Source organism: Rhodococcus koreensis, assembly GCF_017068375.1.
Taxonomy (GTDB): domain Bacteria; phylum Actinomycetota; class Actinomycetes; order Mycobacteriales; family Mycobacteriaceae; genus Rhodococcus_F; species Rhodococcus_F koreensis.
The window spans coordinates 3,449,020-3,470,683 of record NZ_CP070609.1; the positions used below are offsets into that span (position 1 = coordinate 3,449,020).

Below are 21,664 nucleotides of genomic sequence, written 5' to 3' on the forward strand. Positions count from 1 at the left end.
GCCTAGACGACCTGCCGCCCGTTCGCGCGGAGGCGATTCCAGTCGTCGATGTCGTGGTTGACCACCACGGTCGTGTTGGGCTGACTGCGAAGCAGTTTGAGCTTCTTCAGCGATTCGATCGCGCCGACGGTATCGGAGTCGGCGGGCATGCCGACGCAGCAGCTGATGTTGTCCTGGATGTGCGCGACGTCGCCGGACAGGACCAGCGTGCTGCCGTCCGGCAGGCGGAGTTTCAGCCCGAGCGAACCCGGCGTGTGCCCGGGCAGCGACAGCACGACGACGCTGCCGTCGCCGAACACGTCGTGGTCGTATCCGGCAGGCACTTCGCACCAGTCGATCCTCTCGGCCGCGTCGAGATCTTCCTGCCGAAAGAAGCCCGTGACGTGATTGTCGGGTGTGCGCGCGTACCGCAGCTCTCCGGATCCGATGTATCCCTGCGCCCCGGCGAAATGCTCGAGGCCGCCGGTGTGATCGAAGTGCAGATGCGAGATCACCACCCGCTCGACGTCGGCCGTGGAGAATCCGAGCGACTCCAACTGGCGGTCGAGGGCACGCTCGGCGGGGAATTCGATCGCGAACAGTTCGGCGAGCGGGCCGTAGGTGGACGCGGGATCGCCTGCCCCGGCGAGGCCGGTGTCGAAAATGAGCAGTCCGTGCTCCGCGTGCTCGATCAGGAACGAAGGCGAGGGCAGCGACACCAGTTCACCACCTGCGCCCAGGATCATGATGCTTTTGTCGACTTTCAGCATGGGTGCGTCGAGCGCCCACAAATGTTTGATGGTGCCGGAACTGGCCACGTCGTGCCTCCTCGAGCCCGGAAGGGAAGTCGCGGCACCGCGTGAGCCGCGTCACGCATGATATACAAAGCACCGTGCATCACAACTGGTTTTATATATTCTGTACTATGCACCATAGGGCAGGAACCAGTCGGAGGTAGCAGATGACATCGACCACGGGTGCGCAGGCACTGAAAGAACTCATCGAGCCGGAACGACTCCTGATCGACGGTTCCTGGGTGCCCGCGGCCGAGGGCGCGTCGTTTCCCGCGATCGATCCCGGCACCGGATTACAGGTGGCCCGGGTCGCCGAAGGCACCGAAGCCGACGTCGACGCCGCGGTGGCCGCCGCGCGCCGCTCCTTCGACGACGGGCGCTGGCTGCGGCTGTCGGGCCAGCAACGGTCGCTGATCCTGTGGCGCATCGCCGACCTGCTGGAGAAACGGGCCGACGACCTCGCCGCACTGGAGAGCATGGACGCGGGCATGCTGGTCTCCCAGGCGCGCCTCATGGTCGGCGAGGCGGTCAATCAGTTCCGGTACTTCGCCGGCTGGGCGGACAAGGTCGAGGGCAAGAGCGTCGAGATCGGCCCTGCGGAAATGCGATTCCAGGGATACACCCGCAAGGAAGCGGTCGGCGTGGCCGCGCTGATCGTGCCGTGGAACGCACCCGTCGTCGCGACCGCGCAGAAGCTGGCACCGGCGCTCGCAGCCGGATGCTCGTGCGTGCTCAAGCCCTCCGAGGAGGCGTCCCTCAGCGCGCTCGCCGTAGGCCGACTGCTCCTCGACGCCGGGTTGCCGCCCGGCGTCGTCAACGTCGTCACCGGATTCGGGCCGCGGGTCGGTGCTCCGCTCGCCGCGCACCCCGGCGTCGACAAGGTGAGTTTCACTGGGTCGACCCACGTCGGCAGGCAGATCGTGCACGCCGCCGCGGGCAACCTCAAGAAGGTCTCGCTCGAACTCGGCGGCAAGTCGGCGATGATCGTGCTGCCGGACGCGGACCTGGACACCGTAATCCCGGGCGTCGCCACCGGAATCTTCTGGAACTCCGGACAGATCTGCACGTCCGGCTCCCGGCTGTTCGTTCATCGGGACATCGCCGACGAGGTATCCGACGGGGTCGCCGAGTTCGGTCGCAACCTGAAGGTCGGCTACGGCACCGACCCGGACGCCGACCTCGGGCCCCTCATCTCACAACGGCACCTCGACCGGGTGCACGGATACGTCGAGAGCGGCGTCGCGGCCGGGGCGCGGGTTGTCTCCGGCGGCAACCGAATCGGTGACACCGGCTACTTCTACGAACCGACCGTGGTGGTCGACGCCGACCCGTCGATGGCGATGATCCGCGAAGAGATCTTCGGCCCGGTGCTGGGTGTCGTGACGTTCACCGACCTCGACGACGCCGTCGCCGCCGCCAACGACACCGAGTACGGCCTCGCCGGCAGCGTCTGGACGCGCGACGTCGCCCGCGCCCACTCGATCGCTCATCGGCTGCGGGCGAGCCGAATCGGCATCAACGTCCACCGCGCGGGCGGCGTGCAGATGCCGGTCGGCGGATACAAGCAGTCCGGCTGGGGCCGCGAGAACGGCGCCGAGGCGCTCGCCGAGTACCTCGAGACGAAGTCCGTGGTCACCCGGCTCGCCGACTGACACGAGCACATCCCATTCACCAACCCCAAGGAGAAGCATGAGAACTCGCGGCGCAGTCATCCGGCAGGTCCCCGGCGAACTGGAGGTGATCGACCTCGAGCTGGAGGATCCCCGCGACGACGAGGTCCAGGTCAAACTCGTCGCGAGCGGCATGTGCCACTCCGACGACCATCACGTCACCGGGGACATTCCCGTCGGCATGTACCCGTTCGCGCTCGGACACGAGGGCGCAGGCATCGTGACGAAAGCGTCCCCCAACTACAAGGGCATCGAGGTCGGTGACCACGTCGTCTTCTCCGCGATCCCGTCCTGCGGCCACTGCCGCTGGTGCTCGAGCAACCTGCAGAGCCTCTGCAATCTCGCCGCCGGGATCCTCGCAGGCCCGCGCTGGACGGACGGCACGTTCCGGGTGCGGACGACCGACGGAACCCCGGTCGGGCAGATGTGCGGCATCTCCACGTTCCTCGAGACGACGACGGTCTCCATCAACTCGGTCGTCAAGATCGACAAGGACATTCCGCTCGACAAGGCCTGCCTCGTCGGCTGCGGCGTGAGCACCGGCTGGGGATCGGCCGTGAACCTCGGCAACGTCGAACCCGGGCACACCGTCATCGTGATGGGCATCGGCGGACTCGGCTCCGCCGCGCTACAGGGCGCCCGGCACGCCGGCGCGTCGCACGTCATCGCCGTCGACCCCGTCGCCTTCAAACGGGACAGCGCCAAGATGTTCGGTGCCACGCACGCCGTCGCGACCATCGAGGAGGGAGCCGAACTCGCCAAGCAGTACACCAATGGTCAGGGCGCGGACGCCCTCGTCATCACCGTCGGCGTGCTCGAGCCCGAGCACGTCGCCCAGGCACTCGCCTCGGTCCGCAAGGCGGGCACCGTCGTCGTCACTGCCGTCGGCGAGCATTCCCGCGTCGGTCTTCCGATCCCGATCGCCGACCTCACCCTCTCCCAGAAGCGCTTGCAGGGATGCGTCTTCGGCTCGACGAACGGCACGTGGGACGTCAACCGGCTGCTGAACATGTACAAGGCCGGACAGCTCAACCTCGACGACATGATCACGCGCACCTACCGGCTCGACGAGATCAATCAGGGATACCGGGACCTGAAGGACGGCAAGAACATCCGCGGCGTCATCCTGTTCGACTGACCACTCGCACACACGAAGGGCCGCTCGGGATCTCCCGAGCGGCCCTTCTTTGCCCCGTGCCTATTCGGTGGTGGCGAGCGCCGGGGCCGTCCGACTCGACTCGCTGCCGACCTGGTCTCGGGTAATGCGGGTGAGAGCGATCGCCGCGACGGCCGCGAGCACGAGAGGCACGATGACGGCGAGGTACATCGCGCGCGGTGTCATGACGCTGAGCGCGTACCCCGCGACGATCGGCGACAGAATGGCACCCGCGCGGGCGACGCCCATCATCGCTCCGTAGCCCTTGGCGCGCGCGAGCACGGGGTACGCCGCCGTCGACGTGGAGGTGAACCCGGACATGGCCGCGAAGGTGCCTGCGCCGAGAAGTCCGGCCATGGCCAGTGCAAACGGTCCCTGCAGCGTGAGTGCGAACCCGGCGATCGCCGCGGCGGACACGGCCGAGGTGATCACCGCGATCCGCGCGCCGGGGAACCGCAACCCGAACGCGCCGAACAGGCAACCTCCGACCACCGCACCGAAGCTGATCATGATGCCGGCCAGCGCACCGCTCCCCGCGTCGCCACTGGCGTTCTTGATCAGTTGCGGCGTCCACGTGCCGACGAAGTAGTACCCGGCGGTGAGCATCGAGTATCCGAACGTCAGGAGGAGTGTGCGCGACCGCAGTTCCCGGCCGAGCAGACGAACCTCGCTCTGCGGCGCAGAGATCGCCTGGCCGGGTTCCGTCTTCGTTCCCTTACGGGCCAGGAAATCGTCCGATTCGCGGAGGAAGGCGGCGGTCACCACGAACGACAGGACCCCCATCGCGGCGCCGATCCAGAACATGCCCTGCCACGCGCCGCCTGCCAGTGCCACGAGTCCGGCGCCCGCGAAGCCCGCGAGCGTCGTGCCGAGCGGATAGCCGACCATGACCAGGCCGAGCGCCACACTTCGCCGATTGGGCGGGACGACCTCCTGGCAGAGGACGATGATGACGACGCTGATGGTCCCGATCGCGATGCCGGTGACGAAGCGGGTCACCAGGAGCATCGCGAAACCGTTCGACAGCGCCGACGCGGTCAGGCCCAGGGTGTTGGCGGCGAGGCCGACCAACAGGATGCGCCGCCTGCCGATGACGTCCGCGAAGCGGGCGAGGCCGATCGCGCCGACCGCCATCCCGGCGAGGGCGGCACTGATCAGATAGCCCTTCTCCGGATTGGTCGCGAAGCCCTCCGGCAGATGCGGCATCGCGAAACCCATCACGAGGACGTCGTATCCGTCCAGCATGTTCAGGAACATGCAGAAGACCACGGATGCAATCTGATACGGGCGCATCCCCACGCGCGACGCCCAATCCTTCGTTGTGCTCATCAGGTCCCTCTCGCTCGTAGCACCGACAGCCGGTGCGACACAGATCACACTCGGAACAATATATGATGCGTCGTGGATTATGTCGACTCCGAACTGTGGCCGACCCGACTGCGAGGAATTCGCGCGAGGGCACGCGCGCTCCCGCGCCCTGACGATCGGATAGTTCCGGCACGGCTCCGGGCTGCGGTCGGCCACGCGGGCGCGGATGGTACATTATGTCGAGTCTTTCGAATCCGGGAAGGTGCGACCGACGATGCCCCTGAATGACAGGTCAAGACGACAGCAACTGCCCGAGGAAGTTGCCACGTACGTCCGCGAGATGATCATCTCCGGCGAGGTGCGTGCCGGCGACTTCCTCCGCATCGAGCGGATCGCCGAAGCCGTCGGAGTCAGCACCACACCCGTCCGCGAGGGACTCCTCGCCCTGCGGAGCGAAGGCTTCGTGGAGATGGTCCCCCGGCGCGGCTTCGTCGTGGCCCCGTTCACGAAGCAGGACGTGCGGGATCTGTTCTGGGCCCAGGCTCAGCTGGCCGCCGAACTGGCCGCACGGGCCGCGAAGAACATCACTCCGCAGCAGATCGCCGAACTCGAGGGGATCCTGCAGCAGCACGATGACGCCATCGCACAGGGCGACACCGAGCGCATTTCGTCCCTCGGGCACGCGTTCCACCGAAAGATCAACCTGATCGCGGACTCACCGCGTCTCGCCCGCCTCCTCGGTTCCGTCGTCACGAATCTTCCGAACCGCTTCTACGCCACCATCGAGGGTCATGTCACCACGACCCAGAAGGAACATCCCCTCCTGCTCGATGCATTGAAGAAGCACGCGGGCAAGAGGGCGAAGACGATCATGGAGTCGCACATCCTGGACGGCGCGGATCACCTGATCGACGAACTCGAGCAGCGCGGGCTGTGGGATACCGACGCCGAGGCGAACGCAGGCTGATCGCCCACCCCCTCGCCGGTCAGCTGTCCACTACCTGCTGACGCACCCGGCCGACGAGAAAGTCCTGCAGGTGAGCGGTGAAGACGTCGTTGTCGTCGCCGGCGACCATGTGACCGGCACCCACCTCGACCACCTCCGCCGTCGGCACCAGGTCGCGGATCTCGGCGGCCGCCTCGGCGGTGACCATGTCCGACTTCTTCCCGCGGACGAGCAGGGTGGGCACGGTGACGTTACGGGCCGCCCGTGACAGCCGGTCGACGTCGACGTTCGCACCGTCCGTCGTGAACTCGAGAAACCGCGGATCCCAGTGCCAGTACCAGCGGCCGTCCGCCCGCTGCCGGAGATTCTTCCTCAGCCCGTCCAGGTTCCGGCGTCGTCGCGGCGCGGACCGGTAGGCGTCGACCGCGGCGGCGACGTCCTCGAGCGTGGCGAACCCGTCCGGCGCGCCGGCCATGAAGCCCTTCACCCGCTCCCGCCCGTCCGGGTCCACCCGGTGCGCGATGTCCACCAGCACCAGACCCGACACCGATCCGGGCCGCTCACCCACGGCCGCGAGCGCCGTCCGCCCACCCAGGGATGCCCCGACGACGACGGGAGCGGTGCCGATCTGCGCGATCGTCGCATGGAGGTCGGCGACGAAGAAGTCCAGCGTGTAGCCGGTCGCCGACCATGCGCTGTCGCCGTGCCCGCGGGCATCCACCGTGATCGCCTGCCACCCCGCACCTGCGAGCCGTCGCGCGGTGCGCTCCCAGGAGTGCCGCGTCTGACCGCCGCCGTGCAGCAGCAGCACGGTTCCCCGATTCCGGCGAGGGGACGTCCATCGGTTGCCGATCAGTTTGTCGCCGTGGGCGCCCCGGAACTCCAGGACCTCCCACCGGACGGATTCCGCCACGGTCATGCCGCCTCCCGCCGCAGTGTGAAACATTATATATAGCAATCTCACCGTACACGCGCCGGCCGAACCGGCACGCGGAGCCCCGGCTCAGCGTCGTGAGCGCAGCACGGTCTCCGAGGGTAGGAAGCCGAACCGGGCCCGATACTGCTGAGCGAAGCGGCCGGGATGGTAGAAACCCCAGTGCGCGGCGATATCCGTGACGGAACCCGAAGAGCCACACGCGAGATCGAGGTGCACCCGATCGAGTCGAACACCCCGGAGATAGGCGGTCGGCGACATCCCGACCACCTCACGGAAGCCCGCCTGCAGGGCGCGTTCGCTCACGCCGGCCATCGACGCGAGATCGGCCGTGGTGATGTCGTCTTCCGGATGCCGGTCGACATAGTCCACGATCTCGCGGATCTTGGACCGCCGGGTGTGAGGGGGCTTTCCGTGCAGTTCCGGGGTGAGCTGACTCGGCACCGTCATGAGCAGTTGAGTCATGAGGGCCGATTCGAGTTCGTGGCAGGCAGCGGGCATCGTGGAGATGCCGTCCGGCCGGGAGAGTTCTGCGTACAGGAACCCGGCGGTCGCGACGAGCGCCTGCGCGGCGCTGGACCTCAGATCGAACGTCAGATCGAAGCGGATCTCCTCCCCGATCGGGCGGCCCGTCAGTTTCGCCGCGTGCGCCTCGAGCGGGTCTTTCGGCAACTTGATGTGGTACTGCCACGAATCCGCACTCCACTGCACCAGCACGGGCGCCTGCGGCCCGAACGCCACACCCGCCTCCCCCGCGACGAAGCTTCGGCGCACACCGCCCTGCTCGACCGTGCTCGCACCGGTGACGGGCAGATTCACGTGGTAGCAGAGTCGCATCGGCGGCCCGTGCAGGGTCACCGCTGCCCCGTACGACATCCGGCCGATCGTCAAGCGCGGGGCCGGCGCGAGATCCAGCCGGAAGTCCACTTCTCGATCGTCCGGCACGTGCACGTCGTGACCCGCGAACGCCTTCGTGACCTGGGCGTGCGCGGCATCGAGATCCGCCGTGCGGAAGTTCAGCTGTCGGTCGCTCACGCGCCGCCACCTCCTGAGACCCGGCGTGGCCGGTTTCACCCACGCCGCCGTAGTGCCGGTGAGAATAATACATCATATTGGGACGAACCTGCAGGTAGCCGCGGATGAGCACCGCGTGCGGCGTTCGGAAAGTGGATGCCGGCCTTCGCCAGAAGGATTGTGACGCAGATCCCACCCCCATAGCGTCGTGACGACCAGCGCACCTGCGCTCCCGTCTCCGAGAGCACCTGGAGTTGTGCCCACCATGTCCGAAGAACACGACAGCCCACCCACCCCGGTTCTCGAACGAACCCCCGTCGACGGCCACTGCCCGCGATGCGGCGCTGAAGAACTCCGCCGCTACCCCGTGGTATCCGAAGGCGGCTGGTTCCAGGTCGTCAAATGCCAGCAGTGCCTGCTGTCCCTGGACCGCTCCCCGTGGTCCCGGCTCGGGCCCATCCAACTTCTCACCGACCTGCTCTGACGAAGGATTCCACGATGATTGCAGTCGATGTCGGCGGAACATTCACCGACGTAGTCGCCCTGCGCGACGGCAAGATCCAGACCGCGAAGGTCACCACCGACTACACCGAGGTGTTCGGACCCGTCCTCGAGGGCGCCGCGGCACTCGGCGTCGAGGACGCGAGCGTGTTCAACCACGCGAGCACGCACGGCCTGAACGCGGTGATCACCCGGCGGTTGCCCAAGATCGGTTTTCTCACGACCGAGGGTCATCGCGACATCCTCGACATGGGGCGGGTGTGGCGCCCGGCGCACGCCATCCTGGACTCGCGCTGGCGTCGCAGCTTCGGTGACGCCTCCCGGCCGCTCGTCCAGCGGTACCTGCGGCGCGGCATCCACGAGCGGATCACGGCCGACGGCGGCGTGCTCTTCGAACTGGACGAAGCGCAGGCCCGCGCCGAACTGGACGTGCTCCGGCGCTGCGGCGTCACCGGTGTCGCGATCTGTCTGATCAACGCGTACGTGAACCCGGCGCACGAGGTCCGGCTGCGCGAACTGGTCCGCGAGGTCCTCGGCGACGTGCCCTGCTCGATCTCCAGTGATGTCTCCCCGCTCGCCAAGGAGTACGCACGGGCCTCGACCACGGTGATCGACACGCTGATGAAGATCATCTACACCGACTACACCGCCAAATTGGAGAAGGGACTCGCGGACCTCGGCTTCAGCGGGGAACTCAACTTCGCCGACTGCGCCGCCACCCTCGTCCCGTCCGGACGTGCGATGGAACTGCCCTTCCGCATCGTCTTCTCCGGGCCCGCCGCCGGCACCGTCGGATGTGCACACTTCGGCGGGCTGATCGGCGAGAACAACCTGCTCTGCGCGGACGTCGGCGGCACGTCCATCGACATCAGCGTCGTCACGGCGGGCGAACCGTTCGTCAACACCAGCTTCGAACTCGAGCACGACCTCGTCGTCAACGCCCTGGCGAACGACATCTCCAGCATCGGCGCCGGCGGCGGCAGCATCGTCGCGATCGGCCCCGCAGGCGAGATCCAGGTGGGCCCGGACAGCGCGGGATCCTCCCCCGGACCGGCCTGCTACGGGCGCGGCGGCACCCAGCCGACCACCACCGACACGTGCCTGATGATCGGCATCATCGATCCCAGCCGGTTCGCCGGTGGCGCGGTGGACCTCGATCCGGCGCTGTCCCGGCAGGCGTTCGAGGACCTCGATTCGGAGTTCACGCTGGCGCAGAAGGTTCGCTACGCCTATGAAATGGCCGTCAACAACATGGCGGAGGGCGTGTTCAACGTCGCGATCAAGAACGGTGTGGACCCGCGCGACTACAGCCTCGTCGCGTTCGGCGCCGCCGGGCCGATGCTGTTGCCCGCGGTGCTCGACACGGTGCACTGCAAGCAGGTGATCGTGCCACCGTATCCCGGCCTGTTCTCCGCACTGGGTCTGCTGTCCGCGGACCAGGTGTTCACCGCCAACCGCAGCGCGTACATGATCCTCACCCCCGATGCGGCACCGACCATCGACGCGCTGTTCGGCGAGATGGAATCGCAACTGCGCGAGGGCCTCGACGAGGGCACCGGCGTGACGTTCCATCGCAGCATGGACGCCCACCTCGCCGGGCAGAGCTGGGAGACACCGTTCGTGCCGGTTCCCGACGGCACCATCGACGCCGACGCGATCACCACCATCGTCCAGTCGTTCCACGACACGTACGAGAACCGTTCGGGCAACCGATTCGAGGCGATGCCCGTCGAGGGCGTGACGTTCCGGGTGCGGGCGGTCCTGGACACCCCGAAGGTCGACTACCCCGAAGCTCCGCAGCGCGGCGACGAACCCCTTCAGCCGGTCCGGACGACGGTACTGCGCTACCTCGGCGACATCGACGCCGACGGCGAGGGCGCACAGCAGGCCGACGTCTACGACCGCGAAAACCTCTGCGCCGGAGATATTCTGGAAGGGCCCGCCATCGTCGACGAAGGACTCTCGACGACGCACATCGGAGCCGGGCAGCGCGCCACCGTCGGCCGCTACGGCGAACTGATCATCCGGAGGAAGTGAATCCCATGACCACTCTCGAAGCGACACCCGCCTCTGCGGGCGCCGAACCGACTCGACTGCGCGACATCTCCGACTCCACGTTCACCGACGCCTACGGCTGCGATCGCTTCACCGCGGCCGTGATCCTCAACCGGCTGCGGTACACCGTGGAGCACATGTCCACCGGTTTCATGCGCGAGGCGTTCTCGCCGATCATCCGCGACTGGTACGACTTCGCGTGCACCATCAGCGGTCCACCCGATCACAACTATCCGATGGCCGTGGTCAGCAACAGCCTCGTGGTCTTCCTCGGCACACTCGGCGACGCCGTACGGAACGTCGTCGAAGAGTTCGGGCCCGAAAACCTCTCCCCCGGTGACGTGCTCATCTGCAACGACCCGTACCGCGGCGGAACCCACGTCAACGACGTGTGCTTCATCCGCCCGGTCTTCGTCGACGGCAGGATCGTCTCGTTCGTGAACATGCGCGCCCACCAACTCGACATGGGCGGCACCGTGCCCGGCGGATTCTCGGCCACGAAGGCGAACGTGTACGAGAACGGTCTCGTCATTCCGCCGATGCTGTTGTGGTCCAAGGACGAACCGGTGCGCTCGACGTTCAGCCTGATCTTCGACAACACCCGGTGGGGCGGGATGCTGCTGCCCGACTTCAAGAGCATCTACCAGCAACTCGCACTCGGCGAGCGACTCGTGCTCGAGAACATCGAACGCTACGGTCTGGACGCCTATCTGGGGACGTTGACGTACGCCTGCGACACGTCCGCCGAGCGCATGCGCGACGCCATCGCACTCGTGCCGGACGGCGAGTACACCGGCTCTTCGCTGATCGACGCAGACGGCCTCGACGACAGCGTCGACTACACGGTGCAGGTGACGCTGCGCAAGCACGGCCAGGACATCGAGGTCGACCTGTCCGGCACCTCGCCGCAGGCTCGCACGTGCATCAACTGTGGGGTGCTCGACGCCAAAACCGCTGTCGGCGTGGCATTGACAATGCTGCTGGACCCCGAGGTGCCGTTCACCTCGGGCACCTGGCGCAACATCGACCTCGCCACCCCGCCGGGCACGCTGGTGTCGTCCCTGCCGCCCGACGGCGGGATCATGATGTTCTGGGAAGCGTCGGGCGCCGTCGTCTCCGCCGTCTTCGACGCGCTCAACCCGGCCCTCGGCGAGAAGGGTGTCGCGGGCGACTACGGTTCCACGAACACCCACAACGCGTCCGGCGTGACCGCCGACGGAACCCCGTGGACGAGCGCCACCCAGTGCGGCGGCGAGCACGGGCCGTGGGGGGCCACGAAGGAAGGCGACGGCGACAGCTACACCGTCCTGTTCTTCCTCAACAACCTCGACCCCGCCACCGAGACGATCGAGCACGACTCCCCGGTCGTCATGCTGCGCAAGGAACACGCGATCGACACCGGCGGTCCCGGCACGTTCCGCGGTGGTGCCGCGAACCTCAAGGACACGCTCTGGCTGAGCGAGGGCAGCCACTACCTGTCGCCGTTCCGCACCAAGGTCCCGAGTGGAGTCGGCGCGAACGGCGGTGAACCCGGACCCAACGGCGCCATCTGGATCTTCCCGCCGCGTGACGGCGCGGACAGCCCGGGCATGCTGGGCACCACACCCGACGTCTACGCGGACAGCGTCCCCGTCGCCGGAGTGCTCGACCCCGAGACGAAGACACTGGACCCGGTCGACGGCGAGTACCACTATTTCGCCAGTCGGCAAGTGTGGCAGACGAAGACCGGCTCTATCCTGCGGTGCCTGACCAACGGCGGCGGCGGCTGGGGCGACCCGTTCGCCCGCGACCCCGAACGCGTGCTCGCCGACGTGCGCAACGAATACGTCAGCGTCGCCGGTGCCGCCCGCGATTACGGCGTCGTCGTGATCGGCGACCCGAAGTCCGATCCCGAAGGGCTGCGCGTCGATGTGCAGGCCACCGCAGCGCTCCGCAACGAGGAAGAAGGTCGATGATGCAGGGAATCACTTTTCCGGGGGATGGCAGCGTCGTTCTCAAGGACTTCCCGGCACCGCAACCGGGGCCGGGAGAAGTGGTCGTCCGGATGCGGGCGTCCGGAATGTGCGGCAGCGACCTCCATTTCTACCGGAGCGCGGTGTCCTTCGGCGGGAGCGCCGACACCATCCAGGGTCACGAGCCCTGCGGTGACGTACACGCTGTCGGAGAAGGGGTGTCGCCCGACACGGCCTCCGTCGGCGACCGCGTCATGATCCACCACTACTGGGGTTGCGACGTGTGCGAGCAGTGTCGCTCCGGATGGCCGCAGATGTGCGACCGTGGGAACGCCCAGACGATGAGCATCACCACCCACGGCGGTCATGCACCGTATGCCGTCGTGCCTGCCCGGACTCTGCTGCCGCTCCCCGACGGCCTCAGCTACAAGGCGGGCGCCGCGATCGGCTGCGGCACCGGGACGGCGTGGGGAGGTCTCATGCGGCTCGGCGACGTCGGCGGGAAATCGCTGGTCGTGTTCGGGCAGGGCCCGGTCGGGCTGTCCGGGACCATGCTCGCCTCGGCGCTCGGCGCCCGGGTCATCGCGGTGGACGTCAACGATTCGCGGCTGGAACGCGCACGGAAGTTCGGCGCGAGCGCGGTCGTGAACTCGGCCGACGTCGACCTGTCCGCGACGATCGCCGATCTCGCGGGCCGCAAGGGCGTGGAGATGATCCTGGAAACATCCGGGGTGGCGGGCGCCGACGCGCTGAGCGTCCTCGGCAAGTGGGGACGGGCGTGCTTCATCGGACTCCCCGGCGAGGTGCACTTCCGGACGGAGGAGCAGTACAAGAAGCAGTGGACGATCATGACGTCCTGGACGATGTCCACGATCCAGCAGCGGCGCTGCGCCGAATTCATCGTCGAGCAAGGGCTTCCCATCGACGACCTGTACACCCACAGCTGGTCGCTGAACCAGGCCACCGAGGCGTACGAGTGGTTCGACAAGCAATCCGACGGCAAGGGAGTCTTCGAATTCTGACACCCGCACAGGTCACCGCATCGACGAAGCCCGCGGCCGGACCGGCCGACCACGACTGTTTCGGCCCGCCGCCGAGACGGGAGGAGGAGAACGAGTTGCTCACCCAAGACGAAACATCGCTCACCGTCCCCGCTTTCATCCAGGGATCGAAGAAGAATCTGATCGGCGGGAAGTGGGTCGACGCCACTTCCGGCCGGCAGATCGACACCGTCAATCCGGCGACGGGGCAGGTACTCTGCCGCATCGCCGGCGGCGACGCGACGGACATCGACCTCGCCGTCTCGGCCGCCCGCCGCGCCTTCGAGGGCGAATGGAGTCGGTGGACTCCGCATCAGCGCCGCAAGCTGATCCTGAAGATCCACGACGTCATCCTCGACAATTTCGACGAATTGGCGATGATTGAGACGCTGGACATGGGGGCGCCGCTGAAGCGGACCACCGGACTCGCCGAGTGGACCTCGCAGGTGCTGCAATTCTTCGCGTCCCAATGCGACGCCGCGACCGTCGCGACACCCCCGAATTCGCTGCCCGGGGATTTCCTCACCCTCAAGTCCCTCGCCCCCGTCGGAGTGGTCGGCGGCATCATCCCCTGGAACGGGCCCCTGATCGGCCTGTGGTGGATCTTCGGCCCGGCACTCGCCACCGGATGCACCGCCGTCCTCAAACCCGCCGAGGACGCCTCCCTGTCGGTGCTGCGGGTGGCCGAACTGATGATGGAAGCCGGCGTGCCCGAGGGCGTCATCAACGTCGTGACCGGGTACGGCGCCGACGCGGGCCAGGCCCTGGCCGAACACCGGGACGTCGACCGGATCGCGTTCACCGGATCGATCGGCACCGCGCAGACCATCGTCCGCGCATCGGCCGGCAACCTCAAACGCCTGCAACTGGAGTTGGGTGGCAAATCGCCCGACATCGTCTTCGCCGACGCCGATCTGGACAAGGCCGTGCCCGGCGCCGCGATGGGCGTGTTCACCAACAGCGGCCAGGTCTGCGTCGCCGGCACACGGATCTTCGTGCAGCGTTCGATCCACGACGAGTTCGTCGAACGGATGCAGGAGTTCACCAAGACCATCCGCGTGGGAGACGGTCTCGACCCGAATACCCAGTTGGGTCCGCTGATTTCGAAACGGCAGCTCGATCGGGTCATGCACTACATCGACGTCGGCGGCGGCGAAGGCGCGCACCTGGCGAGCGGCGGCAAACGCCTCGGCGGCGAACTGGCATCGGGCTTCTTCGTCGAGCCGACCGTGTTCTCCGGCGCGTCGAACGACATGACGATCGCCAGGGAAGAGATCTTCGGACCCGTCGCGTCGGTCATCCCGTTCGACGACATGGACGACGCACTGCGGCTCGCGAACGACACCCCGTTCGGCCTGGCAGGCGGTGTCTGGACCCGCAGCCTGTCCACGGCACACAAGGTCTCGCAGAACATCAAGGCCGGAACGATCTGGGTCAACTGCTACGGCGTCCTCGACCCGGCCATCGGATTCGGCGGCACCAAGATGAGCGGGTACGGCTGGAAGGGAGCGAAAGAACACGTGGAAGGCTATCTCTACCCGAAGGCCGTCTACATCAACCTCGACTAGCGCCCTGAGGCAGGTGCCATGGAGGAGGACCGATGCCCCCGCGGAATGAATCGATGATCGAGCGGGTCGTGCAGGTGCTCGAGTCGTTCAAGGGGGCAGGCGGTTCACTGACGGCGTCGGAGATCGCGCGGAGGACCGCGATCCCGATGCCGTCGGCGCATCGGATCGTGGCCGAACTCGTCGACGTGGGTTTCCTCGAACGCGACCCCGACCGCAGGCTGCGGATCGGCACACGCCTGTGGGAGGTGGTGGCCCGGTCGTCGAGTGCGCTCACGCTCCGGGAGGTCGCCCTGCCGTACATGGAGGACCTGCGGTCGGCGGTGCAGGCCCCCACCCTGCTGTCGGTACTCGACCGCAACGACGTCCTCAACCTGGAAACGCTGTCGACCCGGCAACCGAGTGTCACCAACGTGACTCAGCCGGGTGTGCGGCTTCCCGCACTGGCGTCGTCCCCGGGCATCGTTCTGGTCGCGTTCTCTCCGCCGGAGGTGCGGGAGCACATCCTGGCGACCGGCAAGATCACCCGATTCACCGAGCACACCGTCGTCGACCGGGCCGAACTGCTGCGGATCGTGAACGAGACCCTGCGCACCGGTTACGTCGTCGCCCGCCGCTGGATCTCCCCCGACTCGACGGCGGTCGCCGTGCCGATTCTCGCCGACGACGGCACCGCGATCGGCGCACTGTCGGTCACGACCGCGTTCGGCGCCGACGCGCCGTCGACCCTGCTGCCCGCGCTGCACGCCACCGCTCTCGGTATCTCCCGCGCGACGCGCACCGCCGACGGCCCACGGTTGACGCTGCTGAAGCAGCAGATCCGGCACGCGACGGAAGTGCCCTGACCGGACTCGTCTTCTCGGTAGGCGAGAATCCCCCTATCCCCGAGCCGGGACATGCGCGACCTTCTGACATGAACCGGGACGCCGACTTGCGTTGCCGGCAGCGACATCTCGACGCGGAAGAGGGACGACATGACGAAGTTCGCGATCCAGAACTCGGAAGATCCGATGAGCACCCTGTGCCGGATGGCGGTGCAGACCGACTACGACGATCTCCCCGCCGAGGTCGTCCGGCATGCCAAGCACACCCTGCTGGACTGCATGGCCGTGATGATCGGCGGCTCCGGGATGGACGGGATCCCGGCGATCGTGGATCTGGTCAAGGACAAGGGCGGCGCACCGCAGTCGGTGCTGCCGTTCTACGGTGGCCGCGTTCCCGCGGCCGAGGCGGCACTGGCGATCGGCCCGATGCCCCGGGCGATGGACTGCGGCGATCTTCACGAGGAAGCAGGGCACATCAGCGAATACATCGTGGCCAGTCTGCTGGCGGCCACCGGGCTGCGGCCGGACGTCACGGGGAAGGAATTCCTGACGGCGCTGGTCGTCGGCCAGGAGACGCTCATCCGCGTGGGCTCGGCCTACAAGGTCATCAGTACCGCCGTGAAGTCCCACGATTGCGGCGGCCACTACATCTTCGGCGCTGTCGCCGCCATCGGCAAACTCCTCGGCTTCTCCCAGGAACTACTGGAGAATGCCCAGGGCATCGCCCGCACGATGACCCAGCCTCACACGATGGCGATCTACGCACCGGCCACCCTGATGGTCCGGGTGCACCACGGCCTCGTCTGCCAATCGGCGATCACCGCCTGCCTCCTCGCGGAGAAGGGCATCACCGGCCCCCGCCGGGAGGTGCTGACGGGACCCAACGGATACCTGCGCACCGCTCGCTGGGAGACGGACGCGGAGCCACTCACCCGGGATCTGGGCGAACGCTGGGAGTCGACGAACATCACGACCAAGGGGTACAGCGCCTGCTACTTCTCGCACTCCTCCATCGACGGCATCCTGGATCAGATGCGCACGCACGGCTTCGGCCCCGACGACATCGCCACCGTCCACATCGACGTCTCCACCTCCGGCTGGCGCGCCGTGTGCGAGCCGACCAACGTGAAGTGGCACCCGCGGACCGTCCCCGAATGTCAGTTCAGCCTCCCGTACGCCGTCGCGACCGCCGCGATCGACAAGAGCGTCTTCGTGCAGTCCTACACCGACGAAGCACGGCAACGTCAGGACGTCCGAGAGCTGATGTCGAGGATCTCCGTCGCCGAGGACCCGTCCGTGTCGGACTGGGGCGCACGGCTCACGACCACGCTGCGCGACGGCCGCACGATCACCACCGAACACGTCTACGTCAAGGGGCACCCGAACAACCCGTTCAGCGAGCAGGACTTCGTCGACAAGTTCCGCAAGTGTGTGCCGTACTCGGTATATCCGCTGGACGAGCAGGTGGTCGACACGATGATTCACGACGTGCTGTACCTCGACAAGGTGGACGACGTCGTCGCCTCCCTGCTCCTGCCGCTGACGCCGGGTAACTGACCCTTCCCGGCGCCCGGTCCTGTTCCTACTGTGGATCCATGGACATCGCCCAGGACGTCAAAGAGTTCTTGATGACCCGGCGGGCGAAGATCACCCCGGAGCGAGTGGGCCTGCCACCCGGCCGGCGACGTCGGGTACCGGGCCTGCGGCGTGAAGAGGTCGCGCAGTTGGCCGGTGTCAGCATCGAGTACTACACCCAGATCGAACGCGGGAACGTCGCCGGAGTCTCCGACGACGTTCTCCACGCCGTCGCCCGGGCACTGCGGCTCACCGAGGAAGAAACGGCGCACCTGTTCGACCTCGTGCGGGCCGCCGGCACCACGACGGGTGCCGCGCGGGCCCCGCGGCGGGCCGACCGGAAGATCCCCGACGGCGTGTTCCCGGAGTGGAACACCGCGGCCGACGACGCCGTGGCCCTGCTGCGGGTGGAGGCCGCACACTCGCCCCACTCGACAGTCGTCACCGGACTCGTCGGCGAACTCGCCTCTCGGAGCGAAGAATTCCGCACCCGATGGGCCGCCCACAACGTGAAGGCTCATCGGCACGGTGTCAAACAGTTCCGGCATCCGGACGTCGGCGACCTGTCGCTGACCTACAACGTCTTCGACATCACCGGTGCGGACGGATTGTCCCTCGTCGGGTACACCGCAGAACCGCAGTCACCGTCCGAGCAGGCTCTGCAACTGCTTGCGATCATGACCGCAACCGATACACCCTCCACGGCAACCGAATAGGGCGCTATCGGTCCTGCCAGGTGACGACCTCGTCGAGCGACGCGCGTGCCGTCCGGTAGCTGTTCGCCGGGTGGTCCAGGTCGGCGTAGCCGAAGGAGATCCCCACCAGAATCTTGCGGTCGTCCGCGATACCGAAATGCTCACGGATGAAGGGAGACTGGCTCGCCAGGGCGGCCTGCGGGATCGTGGCGATCCCCAGGCTCCGCGCCGCGAGCAGGAGGGTGCCGAGGTAGAGCCCGGAATCCACCGCGCCGTACACGCCCTGCTCGGCATCGGTCGTGATGATCGCGACGTGCGGGGCGCCGAACAGGCGGAAGTTCTCGAACGACTGGCGTGCGGACGCGGCACGGTCACCGCGTTCGACTCCCACGGCCTGATACAGCTGCCACCCGCTCGCCCGGCGCCGGTCGCGGTAGACCCCGCGGTACTCCGCAGGCGGATCGAATTCGAAGGCGGCACCGTGCCCACTCGCGTACTCCGCGAGACCGTCCCGGAATCGCTCGGTTCCCGCACCGCTGGTCACGATGACCTGCCAGGGCTGCGTGTTGCACCACGACGCGGACCTCTGCGCCAGCGTGAACATGCGCTCGATGAGCGGGCGCGGAACCTCGCGCGGCTCGAACGCGCGGCAACTCCACCGTGTCGCCAGCAGGTTCTCCAGCACGGCGGACTCATCGTCGACGGGACCCACCGCGATGCCGTCGGTCGATACATCGGCAGTCATCGATCACTCACCCATCGTTGTTCGAATACGGAATATGCGCGTCCCGGGTCGGGGCACCGGTCAGGCTCAGGGTTCGACGAACAGAACGTCCGCCTGCACCAGGTCGTCGATCTGCTCGGCGGAGTACACCTCCGAGGCGACGTCGCGGCTGTCGGCGCCGACCCGCGGCGCGGTGCCCGCCCGATCGGGGCGTTCGCCCGCGAACCGCCACGGCGGCCGGATGAGCGCCAGCCCGTCCTGCTGCCGTTCGACCAGTTCGAGCCATTCCACCTGCTCGTGCTCGACGAATCCGGTCATCGACAACACTGGGGCGAACGGCACGTCCGCAGCGGAGAGGGCATCCTCCCAGTGCTGCAGCGACTGCTGCTCGAACTCGGCTTCGACGATCTTGGCCAGCTCGTGGTAGTTCGACTCCCGGGGGCGGTACTCGGCGAAGCGGGGATCCTCGGTGAGATCCATCCGGTTCATCGCCGTGCACAGCGAGCGCCAGAATTTCTGCGAGGACGACAGGTGGACCGCCAGATACTCGCCGGTGGCGGTCTTGACGCAGAAGTTCTGCGCCTGCGGATGCCTGCTCTGCCTGCTCGGATCGTATCCCAGTTCGAAGGACTGCGTGATCCCGTCGGTCGCCAGAACGCTGACGGCCTCCATGATCGACGTCTCCATGTGTTGCGGCGCGCCGGTGCGCAGCCGTCCGACGAGCGCCGCGAGGACGCCGGTGGCCGTACTCAGTCCGGTGATCAGGTCCGCACTGAGCCCGCCGGCCAGCTGGGGCCGGGCGTCGTCGCCGAACAGGGAGTAGAGACCGCCGAACGCATGCCCGATCGTGTCGTAGGCGGGGCGGCTCGCCAGCGGACCACCCGAGCCGAACCCGGTCACCGACCCGTAGACGAGGTCGGATCGCAGCGCGCGGCACTCGTCGGGTCCGAGGCCCAGCGCCGCCAACTTGCCCGGCCGCAGGTTCTCGAGGACCACGTCGAAGTGCGGCACGAGGGCCTTGACCAGCGCGATGCCTTCGGGATGCTTCAGGTCGATCGACAGGCTCCGCTTTCCGGTGTTGTACTGGCGGAAGTAGGGGCTGCCGTCGTTCTGGTGGCGACGGAAGTCCTCCCCGACGACGGGCTTCTCCACCTTCACGACCTCTGCGCCGAGAGCGCACAGGATCGACGTGGCGAACGGAAGGGCGATGTAACCCCCGATCTCCAGGATGCGGATCCCGTCGAGCGGCTTGTGCTGCATGGGTATGCCTCCGTGAGTTCAAGTGACAATATAATACATTATCTGTGGATCGGGTTCTGTCAAGGCCGGACCCACCTCACCCTGCCGGCCGCCGCAGTCTCGTGGGAGACCCTGGCTACAGGGGTACCCACAGCCTCTCCTTCCCGCGCCGCAACCGCCTTGACCTCTGATCACGGATCGCCGACATCAGGAGATGACGACATGGCATGGCACAGCGAGCAACTCGACGCGATCGGCCACACCGAGGAACTGCACATCAGCAGCTATCGGCGCGACGGCTCCCTGCGCCGCTGGATACCGATCTGTGTCGTGCGCGTCGCCGACGACCTCTACGTCCGGTCCGCGTTCGGCCCGGACGGCGGCTGGTACCGCAACGCGATGCGGAACAACACCGCGCCAAGTACCGCAGCCGGCCCGCCGCGCTGGAACCGATGGTCGCCGACACCGCCGCCGAAACGACCTTTCGCCTCGACGCCGCCGGATAGGATTCGGGCGCCGAGGAGGAATCCATGATGGCCAGGAACGCGCGCAGCACCCACCGTGAGGTCTCGCCGCTCGAGCTGTTCTTCGACCTGGTGTTCGTGTTGGCGATCGGTCAGCTCACGCACCATCTCGTCGACCACCTGACCTGGCACGGCGCCGCCGAAGCTCTCGTGGCACTCGTTGCGGTGTGCGGGGTCTGGGCGTTCACCACGTTCGAGGTCACGCTCCTCGACATCGAACGCACGGCCACCCGGGCCGTGACGGTCACGGTGATGGGACTCGGCCTGTTCATGAACGCGGGCATCGGGCACGCATTCGACGAAAGCCCTTGGCTCTTCGTCGTTCCCATGCTACTGGCGCTGATCGGCCCCACCATCTACGCGGCGGCCACCGCCCCGACGCCCAGCCTCCGCCTGCACTTCCTGCACGTGCTGATCTGGTTCGCGGTCTCGGCGCCGTTCTGGGTGGCCGGCGCCGCACTCGACCCGGAATGGCGCCTGTGGCTGTGGGCGGTGGCCGCGCTCGTCGATCTCGTCGGCACCTGGAGCGCTCACCCGCTGCCGGGCGGACGCACGCAGACGCAGCAACTTCCGTTCGACGCGGAGCACATGCTCGAGCGGATGCGACTGTTCCTCATCATCCTGCTGGGCGAGACGGTCCTGACCCTGGGACGTGTGATTGCCGCCCATCATTCCGACGCACTGACGCTTGCGCTGGCGGCGGGGTGCTTCGTCGCGCTCGTCTGCCTGTGGGCCGTCTACTTCGGGCGCGCCGAACAGCTCGTGGAAAGTCATATCGCCGCCACCGGGAACCCCATCCGATCCGTGCACATCGGGATCAACGTGATCTACGGCGTGGTCACCGGACTCGTCATGTTCGCCGCGGGCAGCGAGTTGGTGCTCGCCCATGCCGGCGACGACCGGGCGGGGGTCGGCGGCGTGCTGATGCTCGCGGGTCCGGCGATCTACCTGCTCTCGCACGCAATCTACTTCCGGCTCACCACCCACACCGGCTGGGTTCTGCGCGCCGTCGGCGCCGCCGTGCTCGGATCGGCCTCCGCCGCGGCGTACTGGCTGCCGTCCTACGCCGTCGTCCTCGCACTGGTCCTCATACTCCTCGCGGTGGCCGTGACCCTCACCAGGGACGCGTCGCCGAGCGAATCCTGAACTCGCCGTTGCCGTCCTTCACG

Annotated in this window: 19 protein-coding genes; 13 read left to right on the forward strand and 6 right to left on the reverse strand. The window is 67.4% G+C overall.

The features are described from left to right. Positions 1-2 precede the first annotated feature (2 nt). On the reverse strand, positions 3-797 hold the full coding sequence (locus JWS14_RS15960) for an N-acyl homoserine lactonase family protein (RefSeq protein ID WP_206013756.1): 795 nt from the start codon (positions 795-797) through the stop codon (positions 3-5). A 143-nt stretch (positions 798-940) separates the two neighbouring features. On the opposite strand from JWS14_RS15960, the gene JWS14_RS15965 reads away from it, so the two are divergent. Together JWS14_RS15965 and JWS14_RS15970 are read left to right on the forward strand one after the other, a co-directional pair. After that, positions 941-2,425, forward strand: coding sequence for an aldehyde dehydrogenase family protein (locus tag JWS14_RS15965; RefSeq protein WP_206013757.1), 1,485 nt, complete (start codon positions 941-943; stop codon positions 2,423-2,425). Between the two features lie 37 nt (positions 2,426-2,462). Next, a complete protein-coding gene (locus tag JWS14_RS15970) occupies positions 2,463-3,581 on the forward strand; it encodes an NDMA-dependent alcohol dehydrogenase (protein ID WP_206013758.1) in 1,119 nt (372 codons plus the stop codon). Positions 3,582-3,641: 60 nt separating this feature from the next. Here the strand turns inward: JWS14_RS15970 and JWS14_RS15975 are convergent, their stop codons facing one another. Continuing rightward, positions 3,642-4,928 carry an MFS transporter gene (locus tag JWS14_RS15975; RefSeq protein WP_206013759.1) on the reverse strand — a complete coding sequence of 429 codons (1,287 nt, stop codon included), beginning with the start codon at positions 4,926-4,928 and terminating at the stop codon, positions 3,642-3,644. A gap of 253 nt (positions 4,929-5,181) precedes the next feature. Between JWS14_RS15975 and JWS14_RS15980 the strand changes: the two genes are divergently transcribed. After that, entirely contained in the window at positions 5,182-5,874 is a 693-nt protein-coding gene (locus tag JWS14_RS15980) for a GntR family transcriptional regulator (RefSeq protein ID WP_072944554.1), read from the forward strand. A gap of 19 nt (positions 5,875-5,893) precedes the next feature. Here JWS14_RS15980 and JWS14_RS15985 read toward each other — a convergent pair whose 3' ends face one another. Next, a complete protein-coding gene (locus JWS14_RS15985; protein WP_206013760.1) occupies positions 5,894-6,772 on the reverse strand; it encodes an alpha/beta fold hydrolase in 879 nt (292 codons plus the stop codon). An 84-nt stretch (positions 6,773-6,856) separates the two neighbouring features. Beyond that, complete coding sequence (locus tag JWS14_RS15990) at positions 6,857-7,822, reverse strand: AraC family transcriptional regulator (protein ID WP_206013761.1); 966 nt, start codon at positions 7,820-7,822, stop codon at positions 6,857-6,859. A 244-nt stretch (positions 7,823-8,066) separates the two neighbouring features. Here JWS14_RS15990 and JWS14_RS15995 point away from each other — a divergent pair, with 244 nt between their 5' ends. From JWS14_RS15995 to JWS14_RS16030, 8 genes are all read left to right on the forward strand, one after another. Beyond that, positions 8,067-8,285 (forward strand): hypothetical protein, encoded by a 219-nt coding sequence (locus JWS14_RS15995; protein ID WP_206013762.1) that lies wholly within the window; start codon positions 8,067-8,069, stop codon positions 8,283-8,285. Positions 8,286-8,299: 14 nt separating this feature from the next. Continuing rightward, the gene (locus JWS14_RS16000; RefSeq protein WP_206013763.1) at positions 8,300-10,339 is read left to right on the forward strand and encodes a hydantoinase/oxoprolinase family protein; all 2,040 of its coding nucleotides are present in this window, start codon (positions 8,300-8,302) and stop codon (positions 10,337-10,339) included. 5 nt (positions 10,340-10,344) lie between these two features. Further along, positions 10,345-12,312, forward strand: a complete 1,968-nt coding sequence (locus JWS14_RS16005) for a hydantoinase B/oxoprolinase family protein (protein ID WP_206013764.1) — start codon at positions 10,345-10,347, stop codon at positions 12,310-12,312. Next, positions 12,309-13,331 (forward strand): zinc-dependent alcohol dehydrogenase family protein, encoded by a 1,023-nt coding sequence (locus JWS14_RS16010; RefSeq protein WP_338051166.1) that lies wholly within the window; start codon positions 12,309-12,311, stop codon positions 13,329-13,331. The genes JWS14_RS16005 and JWS14_RS16010 overlap by 4 nt, the downstream gene beginning before the upstream one ends. Before the next feature lie 95 nt (positions 13,332-13,426). Next, positions 13,427-14,917, forward strand: coding sequence for an aldehyde dehydrogenase family protein (locus tag JWS14_RS16015; protein WP_206013765.1), 1,491 nt, complete (start codon positions 13,427-13,429; stop codon positions 14,915-14,917). A gap of 32 nt (positions 14,918-14,949) precedes the next feature. Further along, positions 14,950-15,759: an IclR family transcriptional regulator gene (locus JWS14_RS16020; RefSeq protein WP_241031363.1), complete on the forward strand. Its 810-nt coding sequence runs from the start codon at positions 14,950-14,952 to the stop codon at positions 15,757-15,759. Positions 15,760-15,888: 129 nt separating this feature from the next. Continuing rightward, positions 15,889-17,295, forward strand: coding sequence for an MmgE/PrpD family protein (locus JWS14_RS16025; protein ID WP_206013766.1), 1,407 nt, complete (start codon positions 15,889-15,891; stop codon positions 17,293-17,295). Between the two features lie 38 nt (positions 17,296-17,333). Then, entirely contained in the window at positions 17,334-18,029 is a 696-nt protein-coding gene (locus tag JWS14_RS16030; RefSeq protein ID WP_206013767.1) for a helix-turn-helix transcriptional regulator, read from the forward strand. Between the two features lie 4 nt (positions 18,030-18,033). Here JWS14_RS16030 and JWS14_RS16035 read toward each other — a convergent pair whose 3' ends face one another. Both JWS14_RS16035 and JWS14_RS16040 read right to left on the reverse strand, forming a co-directional pair. Then, entirely contained in the window at positions 18,034-18,753 is a 720-nt protein-coding gene (locus JWS14_RS16035) for a nitroreductase (RefSeq protein ID WP_206013768.1), read from the reverse strand. Positions 18,754-18,819: 66 nt separating this feature from the next. After that, a complete protein-coding gene (locus JWS14_RS16040; RefSeq protein WP_072944537.1) occupies positions 18,820-19,992 on the reverse strand; it encodes a CaiB/BaiF CoA transferase family protein in 1,173 nt (390 codons plus the stop codon). A gap of 201 nt (positions 19,993-20,193) precedes the next feature. On the opposite strand from JWS14_RS16040, the gene JWS14_RS16045 reads away from it, so the two are divergent. Beyond that, positions 20,194-20,505 carry a DUF2255 family protein gene (locus JWS14_RS16045; RefSeq protein WP_072944535.1) on the forward strand — a complete coding sequence of 104 codons (312 nt, stop codon included), beginning with the start codon at positions 20,194-20,196 and terminating at the stop codon, positions 20,503-20,505. Next, positions 20,502-21,641, forward strand: coding sequence for a low temperature requirement protein A (locus JWS14_RS16050; RefSeq protein ID WP_206013769.1), 1,140 nt, complete (start codon positions 20,502-20,504; stop codon positions 21,639-21,641). The genes JWS14_RS16045 and JWS14_RS16050 overlap by 4 nt, the downstream gene beginning before the upstream one ends. Positions 21,642-21,664 lie beyond the last annotated feature (23 nt).